The organism is Klebsiella sp. SYXHC3, assembly GCF_057196925.1.
In genome coordinates, this window is the sequence record NZ_JBXUNG010000007.1 from 150,488 (window position 1) to 171,860 (window position 21,373).

The 21,373-nt window shown below is 56.9% G+C and carries 21 protein-coding genes; 9 read left to right on the forward strand and 12 right to left on the reverse strand.

Going from position 1 to position 21,373, the window contains the following annotated elements; all coding sequences use genetic code 11:
- Positions 1-38: 38 nt before the first annotated feature.
- Positions 39-644 (reverse strand): FMN-dependent NADH-azoreductase, encoded by a 606-nt coding sequence (locus tag AC2CGP_RS17785; protein ID WP_049052420.1) that lies wholly within the window; start codon positions 642-644, stop codon positions 39-41.
- Between the two features lie 102 nt (positions 645-746).
- Here AC2CGP_RS17785 and AC2CGP_RS17790 point away from each other — a divergent pair, with 102 nt between their 5' ends.
- A complete protein-coding gene (locus AC2CGP_RS17790) occupies positions 747-1,685 on the forward strand; it encodes a LysR family transcriptional regulator (RefSeq protein WP_049052418.1) in 939 nt (312 codons plus the stop codon).
- Between the two features lie 59 nt (positions 1,686-1,744).
- Positions 1,745-2,341 (forward strand): undecaprenyl-diphosphatase, encoded by a 597-nt coding sequence (locus AC2CGP_RS17795; protein WP_015370092.1) that lies wholly within the window; start codon positions 1,745-1,747, stop codon positions 2,339-2,341.
- On the opposite strand, the gene AC2CGP_RS17800 is transcribed toward AC2CGP_RS17795, so the two are convergent.
- Positions 2,342-4,123, reverse strand: a complete 1,782-nt coding sequence (locus tag AC2CGP_RS17800; RefSeq protein ID WP_049052414.1) for a sigma-54-dependent Fis family transcriptional regulator — start codon at positions 4,121-4,123, stop codon at positions 2,342-2,344.
- Between the two features lie 265 nt (positions 4,124-4,388).
- Here AC2CGP_RS17800 and exaC point away from each other — a divergent pair, with 265 nt between their 5' ends.
- Positions 4,389-5,909: an acetaldehyde dehydrogenase ExaC gene (gene exaC / locus AC2CGP_RS17805; RefSeq protein ID WP_015703226.1), complete on the forward strand. Its 1,521-nt coding sequence runs from the start codon at positions 4,389-4,391 to the stop codon at positions 5,907-5,909.
- Between the two features lie 69 nt (positions 5,910-5,978).
- Here exaC and AC2CGP_RS17810 read toward each other — a convergent pair whose 3' ends face one another.
- Genes AC2CGP_RS17810 through AC2CGP_RS17840 form a run of 7 tightly spaced genes read right to left on the reverse strand, consistent with a single transcriptional unit; the run spans position 5,979 to position 12,897 of the window.
- Positions 5,979-6,923: an oligopeptide/dipeptide ABC transporter ATP-binding protein gene (locus AC2CGP_RS17810; RefSeq protein ID WP_045413259.1), complete on the reverse strand. Its 945-nt coding sequence runs from the start codon at positions 6,921-6,923 to the stop codon at positions 5,979-5,981.
- On the reverse strand, positions 6,916-7,905 hold the full coding sequence (locus AC2CGP_RS17815; RefSeq protein WP_045413262.1) for an ABC transporter ATP-binding protein: 990 nt from the start codon (positions 7,903-7,905) through the stop codon (positions 6,916-6,918). The genes AC2CGP_RS17810 and AC2CGP_RS17815 overlap by 8 nt, the downstream gene beginning before the upstream one ends.
- Entirely contained in the window at positions 7,905-8,798 is an 894-nt protein-coding gene (ddpC, locus tag AC2CGP_RS17820; protein ID WP_015703223.1) for a D,D-dipeptide ABC transporter permease, read from the reverse strand. Before ddpC ends, AC2CGP_RS17815 begins: the two co-directional genes overlap by 1 nt.
- Positions 8,799-9,818, reverse strand: a complete 1,020-nt coding sequence (locus tag AC2CGP_RS17825; RefSeq protein ID WP_047038950.1) for an ABC transporter permease — start codon at positions 9,816-9,818, stop codon at positions 8,799-8,801.
- 60 nt (positions 9,819-9,878) lie between these two features.
- Entirely contained in the window at positions 9,879-11,441 is a 1,563-nt protein-coding gene (locus AC2CGP_RS17830; protein WP_047038947.1) for an ABC transporter substrate-binding protein, read from the reverse strand.
- A complete protein-coding gene (gene ddpX, locus AC2CGP_RS17835) occupies positions 11,438-12,019 on the reverse strand; it encodes a D-alanyl-D-alanine dipeptidase (RefSeq protein ID WP_015370100.1) in 582 nt (193 codons plus the stop codon). The genes AC2CGP_RS17830 and ddpX overlap by 4 nt, the downstream gene beginning before the upstream one ends.
- An 11-nt stretch (positions 12,020-12,030) precedes the next feature.
- Positions 12,031-12,897, reverse strand: a complete 867-nt coding sequence (locus AC2CGP_RS17840; protein ID WP_059304846.1) for a MurR/RpiR family transcriptional regulator — start codon at positions 12,895-12,897, stop codon at positions 12,031-12,033.
- 309 nt (positions 12,898-13,206) lie between these two features.
- Here AC2CGP_RS17840 and AC2CGP_RS17845 point away from each other — a divergent pair, with 309 nt between their 5' ends.
- Both AC2CGP_RS17845 and AC2CGP_RS17850 read left to right on the forward strand, forming a co-directional pair.
- Entirely contained in the window at positions 13,207-13,992 is a 786-nt protein-coding gene (locus tag AC2CGP_RS17845; RefSeq protein WP_059304847.1) for a CatB-related O-acetyltransferase, read from the forward strand.
- A 10-nt stretch (positions 13,993-14,002) separates the two neighbouring features.
- Positions 14,003-14,764 carry a transporter substrate-binding domain-containing protein gene (locus tag AC2CGP_RS17850; RefSeq protein ID WP_020078136.1) on the forward strand — a complete coding sequence of 254 codons (762 nt, stop codon included), beginning with the start codon at positions 14,003-14,005 and terminating at the stop codon, positions 14,762-14,764.
- 50 nt (positions 14,765-14,814) lie between these two features.
- On the opposite strand, the gene AC2CGP_RS17855 is transcribed toward AC2CGP_RS17850, so the two are convergent.
- A complete protein-coding gene (locus tag AC2CGP_RS17855; RefSeq protein WP_020078137.1) occupies positions 14,815-15,423 on the reverse strand; it encodes a hypothetical protein in 609 nt (202 codons plus the stop codon).
- 171 nt (positions 15,424-15,594) lie between these two features.
- Positions 15,595-16,389, reverse strand: a complete 795-nt coding sequence (locus tag AC2CGP_RS17860) for an SDR family NAD(P)-dependent oxidoreductase (protein ID WP_015370106.1) — start codon at positions 16,387-16,389, stop codon at positions 15,595-15,597.
- Between the two features lie 179 nt (positions 16,390-16,568).
- On the opposite strand from AC2CGP_RS17860, the gene AC2CGP_RS17865 reads away from it, so the two are divergent.
- The gene (locus AC2CGP_RS17865; RefSeq protein ID WP_171824692.1) at positions 16,569-17,459 is read left to right on the forward strand and encodes an MBL fold metallo-hydrolase; all 891 of its coding nucleotides are present in this window, start codon (positions 16,569-16,571) and stop codon (positions 17,457-17,459) included.
- Here the strand turns inward: AC2CGP_RS17865 and AC2CGP_RS17870 are convergent.
- Complete coding sequence (locus AC2CGP_RS17870; protein ID WP_047057982.1) at positions 17,407-18,294, reverse strand: LysR family transcriptional regulator; 888 nt, start codon at positions 18,292-18,294, stop codon at positions 17,407-17,409. The two genes, AC2CGP_RS17865 and AC2CGP_RS17870, sit on opposite strands and share 53 nt — an antisense overlap.
- A gap of 229 nt (positions 18,295-18,523) precedes the next feature.
- Here AC2CGP_RS17870 and AC2CGP_RS17875 point away from each other — a divergent pair, with 229 nt between their 5' ends.
- The 3 genes from AC2CGP_RS17875 (at position 18,524) to ccmB (ending at position 21,370) form a co-directional block, all read left to right on the forward strand.
- Positions 18,524-19,906 carry a DHA2 family efflux MFS transporter permease subunit gene (locus AC2CGP_RS17875; protein WP_475702464.1) on the forward strand — a complete coding sequence of 461 codons (1,383 nt, stop codon included), beginning with the start codon at positions 18,524-18,526 and terminating at the stop codon, positions 19,904-19,906.
- A gap of 184 nt (positions 19,907-20,090) precedes the next feature.
- Positions 20,091-20,714 (forward strand): cytochrome c biogenesis heme-transporting ATPase CcmA, encoded by a 624-nt coding sequence (gene ccmA, locus AC2CGP_RS17880; RefSeq protein WP_015370110.1) that lies wholly within the window; start codon positions 20,091-20,093, stop codon positions 20,712-20,714.
- Positions 20,711-21,370, forward strand: coding sequence for a heme exporter protein CcmB (gene ccmB, locus AC2CGP_RS17885; RefSeq protein ID WP_045378271.1), 660 nt, complete (start codon positions 20,711-20,713; stop codon positions 21,368-21,370). Before ccmA ends, ccmB begins: the two co-directional genes overlap by 4 nt.
- The last annotated feature ends 3 nt before the right edge of the window (positions 21,371-21,373 follow it).

Here is a 21,373-nt window from a genome sequence, read left to right on the forward strand (position 1 = left end):
AAAAGATGACCCTTTACCAGCCGTATAAAGAACGGAGCTCACGCCTGCTGAGCGGCCCTGGCGATATGCTGGCGGGCGTGGGCAATGCCCGCGTCGCGGCCGTGCGGGCGAATATCCATCCCTTCGGCGTAGATAAATTCGACGTCGCTAATCCCCATCAATCCCAGCACCGCGCGCAGGTAAGGGGTGACCGCATCGCTGGGTTGCCCGTCATGGACGCCGCCGCGCGAACTAATGACCACCGCACGCACGCTTTCCACTAGTCCCTGAGGCCAGGTCTCGGTGTAGCGGAAGGTTTCCCGCGCCCGTGCCACCAGATCGAACCAGTTTTTGAGATCGGTTGGCACGTTGAGGTTATACATCGGCGCGCCGATCACCAGCAGATCGCTGGCCTTTAACTCGCCGATGAGTGAATCAGAGAGGGCGACGCCTTGCTGAATCGCCGGGCGCGGGTCTTGCGCGCCGCGCAGCGCGGCAAACAGCGCGCCGTCGAGTTTCGGCAAGGCGAGGGTGGTCAGATCGTGTTCGACGACCGAATCCTGATGACCGGCCTCGCGGCGGGTCTGCATATATTCATCTATTAGCTGGTTGGTTAGCGACGCCGGGCCGTTGATGCTGGATTTTAAAATCAAAACGTTACTCATGACGGACTCCTCATAAAGTTGATGGTCCGCAGGGTAACACTGTCTTTTTTTCTCCAGTAGTGACATTATTTTTTATCATTGTATCTATTCAGGAACCAATCAATGCGCAGTGATTTAAATGCGATCCCGGTATTTGTCGCCGTCGTCGAATGCGGCAACTTTGCGCAAGCCGCGGAGAAGCTGAACGTGACGCGCTCCGCCGTCGGCAAGACCATTTCCCGGCTGGAGCAGCGGCTTGGCGTCGCGCTGTTTCAGCGCACCACGCGTCGGCAGGCGTTGACCGAAGAAGGCGAGGTCTTTTATCTGCAATCCCGCCGGGCGCTGGATAACCTGCGGGATGCGGAAAATGAAATTCAGCGCGGGAAAACCCAGGTGCAAGGGCGGCTGCGAATCAGCCTGCCGGTGCTGTTTGGCCAGCGCTGCGTGGCGCCGATCTTGTTTCCTCTTAGCCAACGTTATCCGGAGCTTAAGCTCGAGCTGTCGTTTAGCGACCGTCAGGTCAATCTGTTTGAAGAAGGGTTCGATATGGCGATACGTATCGGCGCGTTGAGCGATTCCAGCTTTCTTAAGGCCCGGCGTTTAGGCCAGCACGGCATGATTCTCTGCGCATCGCCGTTATATCTGCATAATCAACCAGCGCCGCAGACGGCGGAAGAACTGCACGAGCATCTTACCATCGGCTATCTCTACGCCGGGCAGATGCAGAAATGGCATTTGCGCGATACGCAGGGAGCGGCGCTCGCGTTTCGCCCTCAGCCCGGACTGGCGATGGATGATTTCGCCGCCATCGCCGCGGCGGCAAAAAGCGGGCTGGGTATCGCCTGGCTGCCGGATTGGCTGGTGGCGGACGAGATAGCGCGGGGAGAACTCCAGCAAATATTGCCGTCGTCCGTCAGCGGCAGTTTTGCGATCAGCGCCGTCTGGCCGGAAGCGGTATGGGTGCCGCAGAAAATTCGCGTGGTGGTAGATGAACTGCTGGCGCGGCTGCCGCAGCAGTTAGCCGGTGGAGAAAACCAGGAGGATTCTTCAGCGTCAGGTTAATCCGGGCTTAAGGTATGCCGGCGATAATGACAGCATGATGACTGTGACGAGAACTCGCCATGAACCTGTTAGAAACGTTTAACCAGAACGCCTTCCTTACGCTGAATGCCGGGCCAGGTACGCCGGACAGCCTATTGCTACTGGCTCAATTCTCCGCCAGCTGGCTTATTCTCATTGTGCCGGCGATATTGCTGGGATTATGGTTCCTTGGCGGTCGTCAGGGGCATCGACAGGCGCTGTTTTGCGCCATGACGATTTTGATAGCGTTAGGGCTGGGGGTTGCCTGTGGAACCCTGTGGTTCCATCCGCGGCCGTTTATGATGCCGCTGGGTCATACCTGGATAAGCCACCCGGCGGATAACTCTTTTCCAAGCGATCACGGCACCGTAATGTTCAGCGCCGCCTTCGCGCTGCTGTCATTACGCCTGCGCGGCATTGGGCTGCTGGTGCTGGCGGCGGCGCTGCCGGTAGCATGGGCGCGTATTTTTCTCGGCGTCCATTTCCCGCTGGATATGCTGGGCGCGGCGCTGATTTCAGCACTGAGCCTCTGCGTAGCAAAAGTGGTCTGGCAACGGCTGGGGCAGACGCTGGTGGCGCTGTGCGAAGCGCTGAGCCGCCGTCTCTTCTCCTGGCTGCCGGCGCGCTTTACGCCGTAGTCACTTCCTTTGTACGCGCGCGGCCCGTCGATACAGCGTGCTGCGCGCGACGCCTAACGCCTGCGCCGCTTTACTCACATTGCCGTTAAAGCGGGCCAGCGTATCGGCAATCAGCTTTGCATCATGTTGTTGAAGCCCGCCCGGAGCGCTGGTTTGCTGCGAGCTTTGATACTCCTCCGGCAGCGCCGCGACGCCCAGGCATTCGCCATCGTCCGCCAGCGCCAACAGGACTTTGAGCAGGCTTTGCAACTGACGCACGTTACCCGGCCAACGACATAATGTCAGTTGATGAATCAACGCGTCAGAGAGGGTTATATGGCGTTCTGCCGCGCCAAGCGAGCGCCACAACGCTGGAATAAACTGCTTGAGTTCAGGCCATTGGCGTAGCGGCGGGATGGTAAAAGCATACTCGCGCAGGCGGTAGAGCAGGTCTTCGCGAAATGCGCCTTCGGCGACACGCTGCGCGAGATGACGGTGGGTAGCGCAAATCAAGGCGAAGTTCACCGGCGCGCTGCGATTCCCACCCAGCGGCATGACCTCTTTTTCCTGCAATACCCGCAGCAGACGGGTTTGCAGAGCCAGCGGCATATCGCCGATTTCATCGAGGAACAGCACCCCACCATCGGCTTCGCGAATTTTGCCGATATAGCCGTTTTTATTCGCGCCGGTAAAGGCCCCCGCCTGATAGCCGAAAAGCTCCGATTCAATCAGCGATTCTGGAATGGCCGCGCAGTTGATGGCGACAAATTTACCGCTGCGCCAGCGGCTATGCGCATGCAGTTCACGGCTGAGGAACTCTTTGCCGCAGCCGGTTTCGCCTTCGATACACAACGCGATACCGGCGTTGAGCAGGCGGACCATTTTCTCGCCTTCGCCGGACGCGCAAAACGGCAGGTTAAGTGCTGGTTGTGCGGGGACGGCGACGCTGGCGCGGGTTGGCGCGCGCAGACGGTAGTAGTAGTCACGTTGCTGGAAGGTCATCGGTAGCGGCACGCTGACCGCCGTTTGCGTCAGGCGGGGGAACAACTGCTGGAAGGTCATCTGTCCGATCTGTCCAGCCTGCAGGCCCAGTTCGCGGATGGCCAGGCGATTGGCCGCGGTCAGCAGGTTATCGGAGAAAACCAGCAGCAGCTCTTCGGCGCTATCGAGCTTCTGTACCCGCGAGTGCAGGCTCATTAACCACTGTTGCGGATGCAGACTCTGTTTCACCCACAGATATTCAATCTGTTTGGCGGCCTCTTTTATCCACGCCAGAGAGTGGGGATGCGGGATATGCGCCGGGCCGGAAATATCCAGCGCCCCGGCAATCTGGCCATCGGGGCTTTGTAGGGGAACCGCCGCGCAATACAAATCCTGATTACGGGTTAAATAGTGTTGGCGGCCTTCGACTTCGCAGCTGTCGTCAATCGCCAGCGCGGTACCGATAGCGTTGGTGCCGCGACCGCTTTCGCTCCAGATATTGCCTGGCTCCAGCGCGAAGCTTTGCGCTTTTTCCATCGCTGCGCTATTGCCGAAGGTTTGGAGCACCAGCCCGCTGGCATCGGAAAGAATCACTACCGATTGCAGCCCGGCGGCACGTTGCGCCAGCGGCGTCGCCACCGGTTGCGCCAGCCGTTGTAGGCTGCGGTTGCTTTCCAGCACGTCGGCCAGTTCGCCGCCGCGCAGGCGCGGAAATTCGTCGCTCGTTGGCTGCAGGCCATAACGCTGGCTGCGTTGCCAGGAGTCGCTCAGCAGCGTGCTGGACTGCGCCTCGGGGGTGATAGTGAACGGATTTCCTTGCACGGCGCACCTCGTGGTCGGCTGGTTTGTGTTGCAATATTGTAGCAATTAGGTTTTCTTGGTGTTGCGATTCGCAACACAGAAGCGGGATCCTGTGCGACAAAGAGGACGCGAATCGGCAGAGGGATATATGTAATTATTTGGAAATTATGAATTTTATGTGAAGTACGCAAACCTGGCATAACCCCTGCTACAGGAAAAAGCGTGCAGCGGACAATAGCAAAAACCACCACGCCGCTGCGCCTTAACCCTACAGAAGGAGATTGCTATGCGTTATGTTCATCCTGGCAAACCGGGCGCTTTGGTTTCATTCAAATCGGCCTACGGCAACTTCATAGACGGTAAATTCGTCGAGCCGTTAAGCGGCGAATATTTCATGAATACTTCTCCCGTCGATGGGAGCAACATTGCGCAGTTTCCCCGTTCCGACGCCAAAGATATCGATTTGGCCCTTGATGCGGCACACCGGGCGGCGGACGCCTGGGGGCGAACCTCGGTACAGCAGCGTTCTCATCTTCTGCTGCAGGTCGCCGACCGCATTCAGGAGAATCTGGAGTATCTGGCGGTAGCGGAGAGCTGGGATAACGGCAAACCAATCCGCGAAACCCTGAACGCCGACCTGCCGCTGGCGGTCGATCATTTCCGCTATTTCGCCGGTTGTCTGCGCGCGCAGGAAGGCAGTACCGCCGAAATTGACGACACCACCGTGGCTTATCATTTCCACGAACCGTTAGGCGTGGTTGGGCAAATTATTCCGTGGAACTTCCCGCTGCTGATGGCGGCATGGAAACTGGCGCCCGCGCTGGCGGCAGGCAACTGCGTGGTCTTAAAACCGGCGGAGCAGACGCCGCTGAGTATTACTTTGCTGATGGAAATTATCGGCGATCTCTTCCCGGCAGGGGTGTTGAACGTGGTGCAGGGCTTTGGCAAAGAGGCCGGCGAAGCGCTGGCCACCAGCAAGCGGATCGCTAAAATCGCCTTTACCGGCTCGACGCCGGTAGGCCGTCATATTATGGCCTGCGCGGCGGAGAATATTATTCCCTGTACCGTTGAGCTGGGCGGCAAATCGCCGAATATCTATTTTGCCGACGTAATGGATGGCGAGGAGGAGTTTATCGAGAAGGCGGTGGAAGGGCTGGTACTGGGCTTCTTCAATCAGGGAGAAGTCTGTACTTGTCCGTCGCGCGCGTTGATCCACGAATCGATCTACGAGCCGTTTATGGAGCGGGTAATGGCAAAAGTGATGCAGATCCGTCGCGGCGATCCGTTTGATACCGAAACGATGATCGGCGCTCAGGCATCACGCCAGCAGTTCGATAAGATCCTGTCATATATCAAGATCGCTCGTGATGAAGGCGGGCAGATCCTCACCGGCGGCGATCGCGCGAGCATTACCGCCGAGCTGGATAGCGGCTTCTATATTCAGCCGACGCTGATTAAAGGGCACAACGAGATGCGCAGCTTCCAGGAGGAGATCTTTGGCCCGGTCATCGGCGTGACCACCTTTAAGGACGAGGCGGAGGCGCTGGCGATCGCGAACCAGACGCAGTTTGGTTTAGGGGCCGGGGTGTGGACGCGGGATACTAACCTGGCGTACCGCATGGGGCGTGGCATCAAGGCCGGACGAGTGTGGACCAACTGCTATCACGTTTACCCGGCGCATGCTGCGTTTGGCGGCTATAAGCAGTCCGGCGTCGGGCGGGAAACCCACAAGATGGCGCTGGAAGCCTATCAACAGACTAAAAACCTGCTGGTGAGCTACGGCACTGCGCCGTTGGGGCTGTTCTGATTCATTTATAACGGCTGACCCGGGGGCGGCGTAAGCGCCTTCCCCGGGCTACAGGACTGGCGCCCGGTCTCATCTTATTGTTTGCGCTTTCCAGCAGCGGACCTGCGCGCCATTCGCTTGCGCCTCCAGCGGCTGCGGCCGTTCGCAGCCCTGGCTGGCGTAAGGACAGCGTTCCCGAAAGTAGCAGCCCGTCGGCAGCCGGCGGTTACCCGGTAGTTCGGTATTGCGCACGCCTTCGCCTAATGGTGAACCGATGCGCGGTACCGACTCCATCAATAGCCGGGTATAAGGATGCGCAGGGTTATCCAGCACCTGCCGCGCCTCCCCCATCTCAACGATTTGCCCGAGATACATCACCGCCACCCGATCGCTCATATGGCGTATCACCGAGACGTTATGCGAAATCAGCACGTAGGTGAGATTCTGCCGCTGCTGGAGTTCGACCAGCAGATTAAGGATCTGCGCCTGCACCGAGATGTCCAGCGCCGAAGTCGGCTCATCAAGCACGATTATCTCCGGCTGCGACGAGAGCGCGCGGGCGATGGCGATACGCTGGCGCTGGCCGCCGGAAAAAGCGTGCGGCAGCCGATCGAGATATTCGCTACGGATCCCCACCTGTAGCGCCAGCTGCTCGGCGAGATCGCGACGCGCCTTTTCAGGCATGCGCGACTGGATCCACACTGGTTCGGTGATGGTGCGCCAGACTGGTAGCCGTGGGTCCAGCGATGAGAGCGGATCCTGAAACACCATCTGCATGCGTCCGCTCTGGTTTTCGCCGCGCGCCGGCGCGCGGGTTAAGTGGCCGGAAGAGGGCTTTAACATGCCCATCAGCAGCTTCGCCAGGGTGCTTTTCCCACAGCCGGATTCGCCAACGATCCCTAAGGTTTCGCCGCGCCTGGCCGTCATATCCAGCCCATTTAGCGCATAGACGCGTTCGATGACTTTCCCGCGCCAGTTTTTCTGCGCGGCAAAGGTCAGGTGCACATCATTGAGGGTTAATAGCGTCTCAGACATGGGCGTTCTCCCGTTGCGGGTACCAGCAGGCAGCCTGTCTATCGGCGGCGCTATCATGAGCCTGCAGCGTGGGGGTGATACCGCAGGCTTCACCCGCGGCGAAGCAGCGTTCGCGGAAGGCGCAGCCGGCGGGAAGATGCGCCAGATTCGGCACGGTGCCGGGAATAGAACGTAGCGGCGTGCGCGGTTCTCCCTTATCAGGAGCGCTGTTTAACAGGCCAATAGAGTAGGGATGCTGCGGCTGCTGTAGTACTTCTCCGGTGTTGCCGCTTTCAATGACCGCGCCGGCGTACATGACGTACAGCCGATCGCACACCTGAGAGACCACTGCCATATCATGGCTGATAAACAGCACCGCCGTGCCGGTCGCCTGGGCCTTTTGCTTTAACAGGCGCAGTACCTGACGCTGCACGGTGACGTCCAGCGCGGTGGTCGGTTCGTCGGCAATCAGCAGGTCGGGCTCGCAGGAGAAGGCGATAGCGATCATCACCCGCTGGCGCATGCCGCCGGAGAGTTCGAAGGGATAGCGCTTGAGCACGCTTTGCGGATCGGCAATTTGCATATCCGCCAGCAGCTCGACGGCGCGGGCGCGTGCTTCACGCAACGACATGGGACGGTGCTGGCGGATGACGTCTACCATCTGCTTACCGATGCGTCGGGTGGGGTTAAGCGCGGTCATCGGCTCCTGAAAAATCATCGCGACCTTGCTGCCGCGAATATCGCGTAGCGTTTTTTCCGTCAGGTTGAGCATATCGTGACCCATCAGGGTGATAGCGCCGCTATGAATATGATAGCTACCGGCGGGAAGCAGCCGCATCGCCAGCATCGCGGTCACCGATTTGCCGGAGCCGGATTCGCCCACCACGCCGACGATTTCACCGCGATCGATGTGCAGCGAGATATTATTCAGCACGTTGACCTGGCCCTGATAGACCGGGAAACTCAGGCGAACGTTATCGATAGTTAAGACCCGATTTTCCATTAGTTGCGCCCTCCGGCTTTGGGATCCAGTAGATCCTGGATGCCATCGCCAAACAGGTTAAAGCCGACGGCGGTGATCAGGATCGCCGCGCCGGGGAAGGCGCAGTACCACCACTGATCGAGCACGTAGTTGCGGCCGTTAGCGACCATCGCGCCCCATTCCGCGGTGGGCTGCTGGGCGCCGAGGCCAATAAAACCGAGCGTGGCGGCCATCAGAATCGCGCTGCCGATATCCAGCGAGGCCTGCACCACCAGCGGCGGCAGGGCGTTACGCAGAATATGCCAACTGATCAGATGCCAGCGCGAGGCGCCAAACGTCACCGAGGCCTCGACGAAAGTATGCTGACGAACCACCAGCGTCTGGCCGCGCGCCAGGCGCACGTAAAATGGAATACGCACGATGGCGATCGCCAGCATCGCGTTGAACAGGCTCGGGCCTAACGCCGCCGCCAGCGCCATGGTCAACACCAGCGACGGAATCGACAGCATAATGTCCATCAGACGCATAATCAGCGCGTCGCTGCGCCCGCCAAGCACCCCGGAGAGACAGCCCAGCAGCGAGCCGCTGATCCCGGCGATCAATACCACCGCCAGCCCGGCGGCCACCGACTGCTGGCTGCCGATCAGCACGCGGCTGAACAGATCGCGGCCAACCTCGTCGGTACCAAACCAGTGATCGAACGACGGCGCCTGCAGACGCGCGGCAAGGTTGATAGCGTTAGGATCGTGCGGCGTCAGCCACGGCGAGAAGATCATTAAAAACAGCATGATCAGCATGATCGCTGCGCCAATCAGCGTTAGCGGGCTCTGGCGGATCAACCACCAACGACGCTTCCAGTGGCCGCTTTTTTCAGCCTTTGGCCGTGGAAGCGGTTGTTCCTGAGTCATCATCACTTAGCTTTCTCCCCGACCCATGCGCGGGTCGATCCATAAATAGAGCAGGTCGACTACCAGGTTGACCAGTACGTAAGCAAAGGAGACCACGATGGCGAAGCCCATCACGGCGGGGAAATCGAGCGCCTGAATCGAAGACACCACGTAAGCGCCCATTCCAGGCCAGGCGAACACCGTTTCAGTGAGCACCGCGCCGTACAGCAGATCGCCCAGCGCCAGCCCGAGTACGGTGATGGAGGGAATCAGCGCGTTGGGTAGCGCATAGCGCACCACAATGGTGAATTTCGGCAGGCCGCTGGCTAACGCGGTCCGAATGTAATCCTCATTGAGCTGCTCGAGCATTGCCGAGCGGATCTGCCTGGCGACGATGCCAAGATGAACGAAGGCAAGGGTGGCCGCCGGCAAAATGAGGTGCTGCAGGGCATTGAAGAAGACTTCAATATTGCCTTCCAGCAGTGAATCCAGCAGATAAAAACCGCTGACGCGGGTGGGCGGATCGAACCAGTCATCGAGCCTGCCGCTGCCGGGTAGCCAATCGAGCTTGCCGTAAAACAAGACGATTACCCCGAGACCGAGCCAGAATGCCGGAGTCGAGATGCCGGTCAGCGCCATCAGGCGCACCAGGTGATCGGTCCAGCGATTGCGGTAAACCGCCGACAGCACGCCGAGCGGGATGCCGACCACTAGGGCAATCAGCAGCGCGCAAAAGGCCAGTTCCAGCGTCGCCGGGAAGAAGGTTTTTAAATCTTCCAGTACCGGGCGGCCGGTGCGAATCGAGGTGCCGAGATCGCCGTGGAGCAGGGCGTCAACGTAGCGGGCAAACTGCTGCCAGAGCGGTAAATCCAGCCCCAGCTGCTGGCGAATATGGCGGACGATTTCATCGCTGGCGCGATCGCCCGCCAGCAGCCGCGCCGGGTCGCCGGGAATCAGGTGCGAAATAATAAAGGTAATCACGCAGACGCCGGCGACAACTAAAATCAGCCCCCAACAGCGCTGCCGTATTAAACCCCAGAAACTCATGATGGCGCTCCTCGGTCGGGCCTGCGACGGCCCGACCCGACAAGATGGAGAGACGGCCCGCTACTTGTGCATGTCGGCGATATTGTAAATCTGCTCAAGCATCGGGTTGAAAACGAAGCCTTTCACCTCCTTGTTCATGGCGACCTGATAGTTCTTCTGGAACAGGTAGACGTAGGCGGCGTCATCAATGACGATTTTTTGCGCCTGCTGATAATCTTTGGTCCGCGCCGCCTGATCGGTGGTGGCAACCGCCTGTTTCAACAACGCATCAACCTGTGGGTTGTCGTAGAACGCGCGGTTTCCCGGCAGCCCTTTTTTGTCCGACTCGAACCAGTAGTTCATAAACATATAGGGGTCGGCGAAATCCGGGCTCCAGTTACCGATCGCGATGTCGTAATCACCTTTACCCACACGCTCGCGCATGGTGGCGTTGGCCAGTTTCTCCAGCTTGACCTGGATACCCAGCGCCTGCAGGTTGGCCTGAGTGGAGAGCGCAATCGGCTCCCAGTTCGGATCGTTATCAGAGTAGAGGAACGTCAGCGTTTTCGGCTTATCCGCTACCTTGTCCAGCGCCGCTTTGGCTTTGTCGAGATCTAATGAATACTGCATGGCGCTGGCGTCGTAACCCCACATGCCATCGGGGATCGGCCCGCGCATCTGCTTACCGTTACCGCCGAGAATGCCGTCGACCATGCCTTTATAGTCCGTTGCCCACGACACCGCGCGGCGCAGATCCGCCTGGTTCATCGGCGCTTTGCTGTTGTTGAGATACAGGTAGGTGACGCGCAGAGCCGGATAGTCGTAGACCGTCACCTTGTCCTCTTTCTTCAATGCCGCAAATTGATCGACCGGCAGGGCGTCGGCGATATCCAGGTCGCCCTTGGTCAACTGCAGACGGCGAGCGGCGCTTTCGCCGATGATTTTCACCGTGACGCGCTTAAAGGCCGGCTTGTTGCCGCTGAAGTGCGGGTTGGGTACCAGCACCAACTGTTGGCCTTTCTGCCAGCGCTGCAGGCTATACGCGCCGGAGCCTGCGGTGTGCTCGGCCAAATAGGCGCGGGCGTCATCGGCGGCGTTGGCTTTCAGCACCGCAGGGTTAATGATGGAGGCGCCGTCATTGGCGAGGGTATGCAGGAACGGCGCGAAAGATTCCGGTAGCGTGAAACGTACGGTGGCCGGATCGACGACATCCACCTTCAGCCCGCTGGGAAACGCCTCCGATGGCCCCTGTTTAATGCGCATTAGCCGTTCGAAAGAGAGTTTGACCGCCTCTGCCGTCACCGGCGAGCCGTCGGCAAACTGCGCGCCTTTGCGCAGCGTGAAGGTCCAGGTTTTGCCGTCGTCGGAGGCCTGCCAGTTTTCGGCGAGATCGCCTTCGACATCGGTTGAACCTTTGCCATTATCGGTTTTGTATTTGACCAGCCGCTGGTAGGCCGGATAGGTCACCGTCCAGTCGTTGTTATCGATGGTGACGGCCGGGTCGAGCGTTTGCGGGTCGGCGGCTTTGCCGATCACCAGCATATCTTTCGGCACCGCGGCAAAGGCGGAAGGGATGGCGGCGCAGAGCGCGGCGGCTAATAGTAACGGGCGAAAACCTACGGATGCTGGGCGAGTCATGTTCATGGTGAAACTCCGTCAATCTGAGCGGGGGAGAAACAGGCGAAAACATCATCGAGTAGCGGATAACCGGCCGCGTCCGGTAGTTCGAAGTGCCACCATTCCGTGGTAATACCTTTAAAGCCGCCGCCGAACATAATGGCGTTCAGCAACAGGCGATTGCGCTGGGCCTCCTGAGCTACCGCCGGGTGGTAGGGATGCGAGCGATCGTCCATTTCGTCAAAGGCGGTGCCCATGTCGAGTAGGTTGTTGTGTTCATCGAGTAGCGTTACGTCGATGGCGGTGCCGCGGCTGTGGTTGGAGCCGATATTGGCCGGTACGACATAATCCTGGTTCGGGCAGGCATTCCACAGCAGTTGCTGGGCGCGCTGTGGACGATAGGCGTCAAGTACCAGCAGGCGATAGCCCGCCAGCGCGGCGATGGCGATAGATTTCTCCAGCGCGACGGCCGCGTCGGGGTGCAGCAGGCAGCGGGCTTCGCGGTAAATCGGTTGGCCGGTAATGTTATCGGCGGTAGCGTATTTCAGGTCGACAGGCAGCGTGGGAAAACGCGCGGCGATATCCACCAGGGAAAGATGGCTCATCGAAAATTTCCTTAACGTTCAAACTGACCAAATTCCTGCTGCAGCGCGCGGTTCGCGGCAAGGCGGCTGGAGAGGTTCGGCCCCAGCCGTTCCACCACCGCGGAGAGCAGCAGATTAAAAAGGCAACCGATCGGCGCCAGCGAATCCCAGAAGTGGCCGGTATCGGTTTTTACCTGTAGTAAATCAACCGGATAGTCGCGCGCCCACGGACACCAGATATCGGTGACCAGCGCGGTGGCAACCCCGCGTTCGCAGGCGACCCGGCAAAACTGGCGCGCGGCGACGGAGTAAGCGCGGGTATCGGTCAGCACCACATAGGGGCGCTGGTATTCAGAATTCAATGATTCCAGCCAGCTACCGGAACTGCCGTCGGCGTAGGTCACGCGCGGGCGCAGGTATTCCAGATGGCTGAAGAACGTGTTGGCGATGCCGCGGGTCGACTGAATGCCGAGCACGATAACCGCGTCGGCCTCGGCGATGCGTTGACTGACGCGGGCGAAGGTCGGTTCCTGCGCCAGTTGATAGACATAGCGAATGGCATCCAACTCCATCTGCAACGACAGGCTGGCGCGATCCGGCTGCGCCTGCTGCTGTGACCAGGAGTCAAGCCGGTCGATAACTCCCCACTGGCGGTAGGGCGTTGAAGCGGGCTCCTTCAGGCTGTGCTTCACGTCATCGAGATTGCGATAGCCCAGCTTGCGCAGATAGCGGCCTACGGTTATCCCGCTGGTGCCGGTGGCCTGCGCAATGCTGTCGGCGGTCTCAAACGGGATATGCTCCCGATGGCTTAACAGCCAGCTGCCAATACGCTTTTCGCTCGGCGTGAGCTGGCTGAAAGTGGATTCAATAATGTGAAACAAGCCGTTGCTATCGTTCATCTCTGCCCTTAATGATAGTTCGCTCTCATTTAACAGAATTCTGATACTCAATTAACAAAGCACGATGTGTGCCAGCTATTGCGGAAAATAGTATTTCCAGCAATATCGCTAAATTATTGGGAGGTGAGCGGATCCTGAGCGTAGGATTTGGTTATTCATTGCACAAATAAGGTGCAATGAATCCTGGTTGTGCATCACAAAATAAAAACATTTCATTAACATTTTGTGATATGGATAAAGCATGGATGCTATCAATAGGAGGTGTGCTGGCTGGGTGACGACATTACGCTGGACAGGAAAGGGTGAAAAATGAAAATCGCATTTGGCGAAATAAGATCGTTACTACAAAGTCAGCGTATTTTCCTCGGCGGGCAGAGGCTGGTTTGCGACCATCCGTTTTATCGTGATGAGCAACCAATTGAAGTACCAGAAAATTTATGCACTGAACCGTATACCACCTATTGGGGGCGCTGTGGCGAGCGGTTGGCTTCGCTGGGGGCTTTCAGTTACACCCGTACGTTGTTGCCGGCGTTTATTCAGGTTGGGCGCTACACCTCAATCGCTGATAGATTACAGGTATTAGGCGATCGTCATCCCTTAGAGTGGGCAAGCTCCAGCCCGGTTTTTTACGCCCGTCATTCAGCGCTAATGGCAACCCTGGCAGCGGATAACGGACGGGAAAATCATTTTTACGCTTTTGAAAAACAGACGCGCCCCATCGTGATTGGCAATGATGTCTGGATTGGACAAAACGTGACGTTGGCGCAGGGGATTACCATTGGCGATGGCGCGGTTATCGCCGCCAACGCGCTGGTGGTGAAAGATGTTGCCCCGTATACCATGGTTGGCGGGAACCCGGCGAAGCTCATCAAATACCGTTTTGCCGAACCGATTGTTGAGCAGTTGTTAGCGCTGCGCTGGTGGCAATATTCTGCACAGGATATTGCTATGTTTCCGGTGAACGAGGTGGCGCGCTTTTGTGAATTACTGCGCCATGCGCAGGAGCAAGGTGAACTCACGCCGCTTGCGCTACCAAAGCTGACGGCAACGGTGGTGAAAACCGTGGTCGCTGGCAGCATGAAGATGAAATCATAAGGAATTTAAGATGAAGTTAAAGTTGGGTGTGGCCCTGATGGCGGCGGTGATAGCCTGCGGCGTCCAGGCGCGTGATATGCAGTCAATTCAACAAAGCGGCGAGTTAAAAGTCGGCGTGCCGGGGGACTACGCGCCGTTGGCCTTTCATAACGGCGCCGGCGAACTTATCGGCTACGACGTCGATATGGCGCACGATCTGGGGAAAACGCTGGGAGTGAAGGTGACGTTTATTATCACCAGCTGGCCAACGTTATCGACTGATTTAAAAGCCGATAAGTTTGATATCGCTATGGGAGGCGTAACGGAGACGGCGGCACGGGCAAAAGATTTCTCCCTGAGCCATCCGGTGGTGGCCAATGGTAAAATCGCTCTGGCGAACTGCAGCGCCGCGCCAGCGCTCGGCAGCCTTGAAAAAATCGACCAGCCGAATGTGAAGGTGATTGTGAACCCCGGCGGTACCAACCAAAGTTTCGTTGATGAGCATATCAAGCATGCGCAGATCATCCGCGTGCAGAACAATATCGATAATCTGCAGGCGCTGCGGCAAAAAACGGCCGATATGATGGTGACCGACCTGATAGAAGGGGATTACTACCAGAGCAAGGAGCCCGGCGTGTTCTGCGTGGCGAATGAGACGCCGTTCCCCGGCACCGCCAGCTATAAGGTCTATATGATGAATAAGGATAATCCGGCGCTGCTTGAGAAAGTGAACCACTGGCTGGATAGCCAGGACAAAAATGTGCTCAAGCGGAAGTGGAAAATTCAGGGGTAATTCATGATTCCCGCTGCCGCCAGAATGCGACATTCTGGCGGCGCAGTGGATTAGCTTTTCTGCCGCGCCTGATAGCGGAAGTAGCAGTAGTAGCCAATCGAGGCGGTTAGGCAAAGCATGTAGCCGAACGACTCGCTACCCTCTTCAACGGTGTTTTTCACCACCCGCGCGTAGTTCTCATCGAGTACGGCATACCATAAGCCATGCATGCCGAACAGCCGTGAGAAGACCAGAATCGCCAGCAGGCCGCTTATCATCATGCCGTAGTAAGGCGTGCGGGTGTATTGCGCCAGTTGCGACAGCGTTTGACGAGCGTGGCGCAGCGGAGCGATTAGCGCGGCTATCGTCGTTGCCAGCGCGAACCACACCCAGCTGCCGTGAGTAATAAGATCAAACAGCGCATCCAGTTCGCGGATCAGCATCGCCAGGAAGAAGCCGCCAACGAGGATATTACAGTAGCGCAGGAGCTCATATTTTTTCGCCAGCAGGAAGTGCATCAGCACGATTATCGCCAGCACGCCCTCCTGCACTACCTCGGTAAGCGAAATCTCCGGGATATCGTTGCCAAACACCCGGATATCCATCCATAGACAAAGTACCGCGATGGCGGAAGCCGCCGCTGCGCCGAGAAAGAAAAGTAAGCTTCTGATGACAGACATTAACACCACTATTTATGTTCAAAACAGCAATGATAAGTATCGTGAATGCGACTTCCTGTTCACTTTGTGCGACATCGCGGCGTGTTTTAAACCTTTTGAGCTATTTAGCGCTAAATAGCGCAACTGCAGGTGAGAAAGGGGAGCTTTGCTCCCCCTGCTTAGCGGGGTAATTCAGACAATATCATCGACTACGCCGCCATCGACCCGTAGCGCGGCGCCGGAGGTGGCGGATGCCTGCGGCGAACAGACGTAGACCACCATATTGGCCACCTCATCCACCGAGGCCGCGCGCTGAATAACCGAAGCGGGGCGCTGCGCCATAACAAACTCTTTCGCCAGTTGTTCCAGCGGCTTACCGGTTCGCGTGACCTCATCTTTCATCATTTCGGCAAAACCGTCAGAAAGGGTTGGGCCGGGCAGCACGCTGTTTACGGTGACGCCGCTGCCGGCGACGTATTTCGCCAGTCCGCGCGCCAGCGACAGTTGCGCGGTTTTGGTTACGCCGTAGTGGATCATGTCGGCGGGAATATTGCGTGCCGATTCGGAGGAGATAAAGACCACCCGACCCCAGCCTTTACGCACCATGGCGGGCAACAGCGCGCGTGACAGGCGAACGCCGGACATCACGTTGGTTTGCCAGTAGTTTTCCCAGGTGGCGTCATCGGTGGCGTAAAAATCCTGCGGGCCGTAAATACCGGCGTTATTCACCAGGATATCGACTTCATTCACCGCCTGCAGCAGTTGGCTGACGCCCGCGGCGTCACTGAGATCGGCCACCGCGGGATAGGGCCGGAATCCCGGCACCTCCTGTTGCAGCCGCGCCATCGCCGCATTAACGCTATGTTCGCTGCGGCCGTTGATAATCACTTCCGCGCCGCTGGCCGCCAGCCCTTTGGCAATGGCATAACCGATGCCGGCCGTGGATGCCGTCACCAGCGCGACTTTCCCCGATAAATCAATATTCATGGTTGAGCCTTTTTTATGGAATGGAGTAGTAAGCGTAGCAGGTGGGGGAAGGGGGCTTCGGTCAGTGGCAATCAACAATATCGATGGTGATATCGAAATTATCCGTTAGAGCATAGCGGTGAGAGCCTCTAATAATGGAGGCTGTTTTTGGCGATTACACTGATACTGATGAGTAAACGATGAATACTACTTTTCCCAGTATAGTCCTCGGCGATATGCGCGTTACTGCCGTAAGCGATGGCTATTTGCAGGTAGGTTTTGGCCTGTTAACCAAAATTGATGAAGACGAGTGCAGAAACATCCAGGCTAACGCCCGTAGCGCACAACCGAATGCGGTCAACATAAACACCTTTCTGGTACAACAAGCCGGGATGAATATCCTGATCGATAGCGGCGCTGGCGGCGTTAAAGGGTGGGGAGGCCAACTGATCAATAATCTGGCTAAACTTGGCGTCAAACCAGAGGATATTGACGCCGTACTGTTGACCCATGCGCATCCCGATCACATCGGTGGCTTAATTAATTCGCAGCAAGACGCGGTATTTCCTCGTGCTGAATTGATAATACCTCAAGATGAATTCAGTTATCTCGAAGATGATCGTAATTTGGTTACAGCCAGTGAACGCGTTAAAGGTAATGTTATGTTCGCGCGCAGCGTGTTTAAACAATATCAGCATCGTTTACGGCTGATTGATGAAGGCGAGGTGTTTGCTGGTATCAGAGCCCTGGCATTAAAAGGACATACGCCAGGTCATACGGGGTATCTCCTCTCTGGAAGCATAGAACGCGTATTAGTGTGGGGGGATATTGTGCATTTTCCCCATATTCAGCTATTAGACCCCGAGGTCACGATAGCCTTCGACTTCGACCCGCTTTTGGCGCAGGAGACGCGCATTCGCCTTCTTGAAAAGGTCTGCGCTGAACAGATACTGGTTGCCGGGATGCATTTTGATACAGCTGGTTTCGCCAGGATTAAAAAATTCTCGTCCGGCTATCAAATTATCCCGGCGGACGGAATTAATAGCCAGTCTCACGCAGCCGTGGATCCTGAAATACGGATGCCACCATGAGGTTCAACTGCTGCAAATCGAAATGGGCGCCCTCAGGGCGGCAGAGTAGCTCAATTCCGAAATCATTAAACTCACCTGTTAATGGATGGATTTTTATTTTGCGCTGGATCTCATCACTGATTGAGCAACGCAGCACCAGCGAGACCCCTTTGCCATCGGCGATATTTGAGAACAGCACCGGGTAAGAGCCGCACTCCACGACGCGCCTGGGAGTAATGTTGCCTTCACGGAATAACATATCCAGATTGCGCGTTGAAGTTGCGCATTTTTTACTACTCAATAAAAAGACATTGTCATCCAGAGCGGAGGTCGCGGTGATGGCTGGATGATCTTTCGCGGTGATAATCACTAACTCACTAGTGAGCAACATAGCGCGCGTATGCTGTGGGGAGGAGAAGCCCGCGCCAATAATGACCGCATCATATTCGTGTCTATCGAAAGCATTAAGTAAACTGCTGGTATTGCCGATTGAAACATCAATATCCCAGCCTAAGTCATGGCCTGAATCAATCAATGCGCTGATAACATAGGGCGGCAAACATTCAATGATGCCGATTTTAATCGTTAATCGGCGTCTTTTTGAAAGGGTAATGTTGTGTTTGCAATCATCCGCCAGGTTAAGCATTTTGAGGGCATATTCATACAATATCTTTCCCTGCTCGGTTGGGATGCACCCCTCGTTCTTCCTGTCTAATAGCGTGGCATCCAGGCTACTTTCCAGGCTGCGTATCCGATGGGAAATACTGGATTGCACTCGATTCAGACGTTCTGCCGCCAGGGTGATATTCCCCGTTTCCACAACAGTAACGAACGCCAGAAGTTCATTAAGCTTCATCTTAAACCTTATATGAGCGTTATTTTCTAACCGCCAGCATATTTATAAATTTTGGTGACTACTTTGTCATCAGATTTTTAATTATTGACGAATATAGCGATGATTATCGCGGTGACGAACGGCCATCGATTTTTTCGCTAATAATCTCGATTTTATTCTCTGGTTTTTCCCTCTGGCGACATTCATAACAATAAAACCATTTGATCTGTTTTGATAAGGACCTGCGGATATGTCGCTGGTAAATAGTTGTTCACTTGATCAAGGTTTTGAGGCGCCGAGGCGCTATTTAGCCGCCGCGGCCATATTAATTGGCGTGCTAATGGCGGCGCTGGATAGTTCCATTGTCAATGTCGCCTTGCCTTCGATTGCCAGTGCGTTACGGGTCGATTCGGCGTCCGGTATCTGGATCACCAACGGCTATCAGGTAGCCAGCGCGGCGACGATGCTGATTTGCGCGTCGCTGGGCAGCAGAATCGGTGAGAAGCGTTTTTATACGGCGGGAATGGCGTTATTTACGCTCTCTTCGCTGGGCTGTAGCCTTGCGCCGACCTTTGGCGTACTGGTTACCATGCGGATACTGCAAGGGGTAAGCTATGCGGTCATGATAAGCGTGGGGCTGGGCTTGTACCGGGTTATTTTCCCACCCCGCGCGCTAGGAACGATTTTCGGGCTGAATGCGCTGGCCTTCGCGGTTGGCACGGCTATCGGTCCGGCGCTGGGCGGATTTATCATCTCGTCGCTCTCCTGGCCGTGGCTTTTCTATATCAATATCCTGCCTGGCGGCGCTGCGATTGTTTTCTCCTTGATTTCATTAGGGGAGGATAACGAAAAGGAGCAGGGCTTTGATTGGGCCGGGGCCGTGAGTTCAGCGGCGGCATTAGGCTTGATGGTGGTGGCGGTCGATCAAATTGGCCGCTGGGAGGGCCGAACGCTTATCTACTGCGCGGTGGCATCAGTGGCGTTATTTGCCTTCTTTTTTATCGCCCAGACGCGAGCGAAGCATCCACTATTGCCGCTTGATATATTTCGCTCACGCCAATATACCCTGGCGGTGATCTCGTCCAGCTCTTTGTTCATCGCCCAGGGAATGGCATTGGTCGGTTTACCGTTTGTATTGCAACATACCTACCATTACTCAGTACTGGAATCGGCTTTTATCTTTACGCCGTGGCCGGTGGCGGTCGCAATCTGCGCCCCGCTGGCGGGAAGCTTGTCAAACCGTTTTAATCCGACGCAGATTTCAACTGTCGGGGTGGTTATCTTTTGTCTTGGCTTAGGCTCGCTGGCACTGTTGCCGGGCGCTGCGACGGTGAATGATTTTCTGTGGCGGACCGCCGTTTGCGGGGTGGGGTATGGCTTATTCCTGCCGCCAAATAATAAGGAGATGTTTGCTAATGTCTCAGCAAATCGCACGGCAACGGCCTCCGGGGTATTATCCACCGCCAGGACGACTGGGCTGTCCATCGGTGCGGCGCTGGTGGCGATGGTTATTGCGCTGTTGAACGGCTTAACCGGCCCAGGCGGCGCACAGTTTGCCGTTTATGTGTTTGGCCTCGCCTGCGCTATTGCGGCGATATCCTCTATTGCCAGTACCTTACGCTTGCATCGCTAAAGAGAGGAATGCCGGTAGTGGTGAAAATGCAACCGCTACTGGCACGTTCGATTATGAGTTTTTAGCATTTTTACCCGTTTAGCGCGGGTTCAAAATTTTTAATATATTCAGCAAAACAGATTGTTTTCTTTCGTTATAATAAGGCACTTGAATGCGCTGACCCCCGGAATGGACCTGCTTTCTGATGCTGGAAATAAAAAATATCGCCTGCCTGCGGGATGAACGAACCCTTTTTACCCACCTATCGTTTGCGGTACAACCCGGCGAGATTATTCAAATTTCAGGCCCCAACGGCGCGGGAAAAACCTCGTTATTACACCTCCTGACCGGGTTATCGACGCCAGAAGAAGGGGAAATTCTCTGGCAGGGCAAACCGCTGCGGCGTACTCGCGATAGCTGGCACGCGCAGCTCTTGTGGCTCGGTCATCAGGTGGGGGTTAAAGGGGCGCTAACGGCGGACGAAAATCTGCGCTTTTACCATCCTGAGGCGACCATTGAGGCGCGCTGGCAGGCGCTGGCGCAGGTTGAGCTGGTGGGCTTTGAGGATGTTCCGGTAGCGCAACTCTCTGCCGGGCAACAGCGGCGCGTCGCGCTGGCGAGGCTTTGGCTCAGCCGCGCGACGTTCTGGATTTTAGATGAACCCTTCACCGCGCTCGATGCGGCTGGCGTGCAAACGCTGACCACCCGGCTGGAGCAGCACGTCGGCCAGGGCGGTGCGGTCATCCTGACCACCCATCAACCCCTGCGCCCTCTGTGCGTTCCCTTACGCACGATTATGCTGAGCGACGATGAGGCGGTTGCGGCATGATTAAGCAGATATTCTGGCGCGACCTGCGCCTCGCCTTTCGCAATTACGCCGAAATTATCAACCCGCTGTGGTTTTTCCTGATTATTATCACCCTGTTCCCCCTCAGTATCGGCCCCGAACCGCAGCTGCTCCGGCAGATTGCGCCGGGCATTGTGTGGGTGGCTGCGCTCCTCTCTTCGCTGCTGGCAATGGACCGGCTGTTTCGCGATGACTGGCTGGATGGCTCGCTGCAGCAAATGATGCTGATGCCGGTGCCGCTGTCGCTGGTGGTGCTGGCAAAGATCGCGGCGCATTGGGTGGTCTCCGGGCTGCCGCTGCTGATAATCTCTCCGCTGATCGCCATGTTATTTGGACTTTCGACGGCGGAGTGGCAGGTGCTGGCCCTGACGCTATTGATGGGCACGCCAACGCTGAGCTTTATTGGCGCCATCGGCGTGGGGCTGACTGTCGGTCTGCGGCGCGGCGGCGTATTGCTGAGCCTGCTGGTGCTGCCGCTGATGATTCCGTTACTGATTTTCGCCACTGCCGCCGTGGGCGCGGCGCAGATGCAGTTGCCGGTTGACGGCTATATGGCCATTCTTGGCGCCTTTCTGGCGGGAAGCGCCACCTTAAGTCCGTTTGCTACCGCGGCGGCACTCAGAATTAGCGTGCAATAATTC

Excerpts from the sequence above, each read along its gene's own strand:
- AC2CGP_RS17785 (WP_049052420.1), bottom strand. The coding sequence starts at position 644 with ATGAGTAACGTTTTGATTTTAAAATCCAGCATCAACGGCCCGGCGTCG.
- AC2CGP_RS17790 (WP_049052418.1), top strand. The coding sequence starts at position 747 with ATGCGCAGTGATTTAAATGCGATCCCGGTATTTGTCGCCGTCGTCGAA.
- AC2CGP_RS17795 (WP_015370092.1), top strand. The coding sequence starts at position 1,745 with ATGAACCTGTTAGAAACGTTTAACCAGAACGCCTTCCTTACGCTGAAT.
- exaC (WP_015703226.1), top strand. The coding sequence starts at position 4,389 with ATGCGTTATGTTCATCCTGGCAAACCGGGCGCTTTGGTTTCATTCAAA.
- AC2CGP_RS17810 (WP_045413259.1), bottom strand. The coding sequence starts at position 6,923 with ATGTCTGAGACGCTATTAACCCTCAATGATGTGCACCTGACCTTTGCC.
- AC2CGP_RS17815 (WP_045413262.1), bottom strand. The coding sequence starts at position 7,905 with ATGGAAAATCGGGTCTTAACTATCGATAACGTTCGCCTGAGTTTCCCG.
- AC2CGP_RS17825 (WP_047038950.1), bottom strand. The coding sequence starts at position 9,818 with ATGAGTTTCTGGGGTTTAATACGGCAGCGCTGTTGGGGGCTGATTTTA.
- AC2CGP_RS17830 (WP_047038947.1), bottom strand. The coding sequence starts at position 11,441 with ATGAACATGACTCGCCCAGCATCCGTAGGTTTTCGCCCGTTACTATTA.
- ddpX (WP_015370100.1), bottom strand. The coding sequence starts at position 12,019 with ATGAGCCATCTTTCCCTGGTGGATATCGCCGCGCGTTTTCCCACGCTG.
- AC2CGP_RS17840 (WP_059304846.1), bottom strand. The coding sequence starts at position 12,897 with ATGAACGATAGCAACGGCTTGTTTCACATTATTGAATCCACTTTCAGC.
- AC2CGP_RS17845 (WP_059304847.1), top strand. The coding sequence starts at position 13,207 with ATGAAAATCGCATTTGGCGAAATAAGATCGTTACTACAAAGTCAGCGT.
- AC2CGP_RS17850 (WP_020078136.1), top strand. The coding sequence starts at position 14,003 with ATGAAGTTAAAGTTGGGTGTGGCCCTGATGGCGGCGGTGATAGCCTGC.
- AC2CGP_RS17855 (WP_020078137.1), bottom strand. The coding sequence starts at position 15,423 with ATGTCTGTCATCAGAAGCTTACTTTTCTTTCTCGGCGCAGCGGCGGCT.
- AC2CGP_RS17860 (WP_015370106.1), bottom strand. The coding sequence starts at position 16,389 with ATGAATATTGATTTATCGGGGAAAGTCGCGCTGGTGACGGCATCCACG.
- AC2CGP_RS17865 (WP_171824692.1), top strand. The coding sequence starts at position 16,569 with ATGAATACTACTTTTCCCAGTATAGTCCTCGGCGATATGCGCGTTACT.
- AC2CGP_RS17870 (WP_047057982.1), bottom strand. The coding sequence starts at position 18,294 with ATGAAGCTTAATGAACTTCTGGCGTTCGTTACTGTTGTGGAAACGGGG.
- AC2CGP_RS17875 (WP_475702464.1), top strand. The coding sequence starts at position 18,524 with ATGTCGCTGGTAAATAGTTGTTCACTTGATCAAGGTTTTGAGGCGCCG.
- ccmA (WP_015370110.1), top strand. The coding sequence starts at position 20,091 with ATGCTGGAAATAAAAAATATCGCCTGCCTGCGGGATGAACGAACCCTT.
- ccmB (WP_045378271.1), top strand. The coding sequence starts at position 20,711 with ATGATTAAGCAGATATTCTGGCGCGACCTGCGCCTCGCCTTTCGCAAT.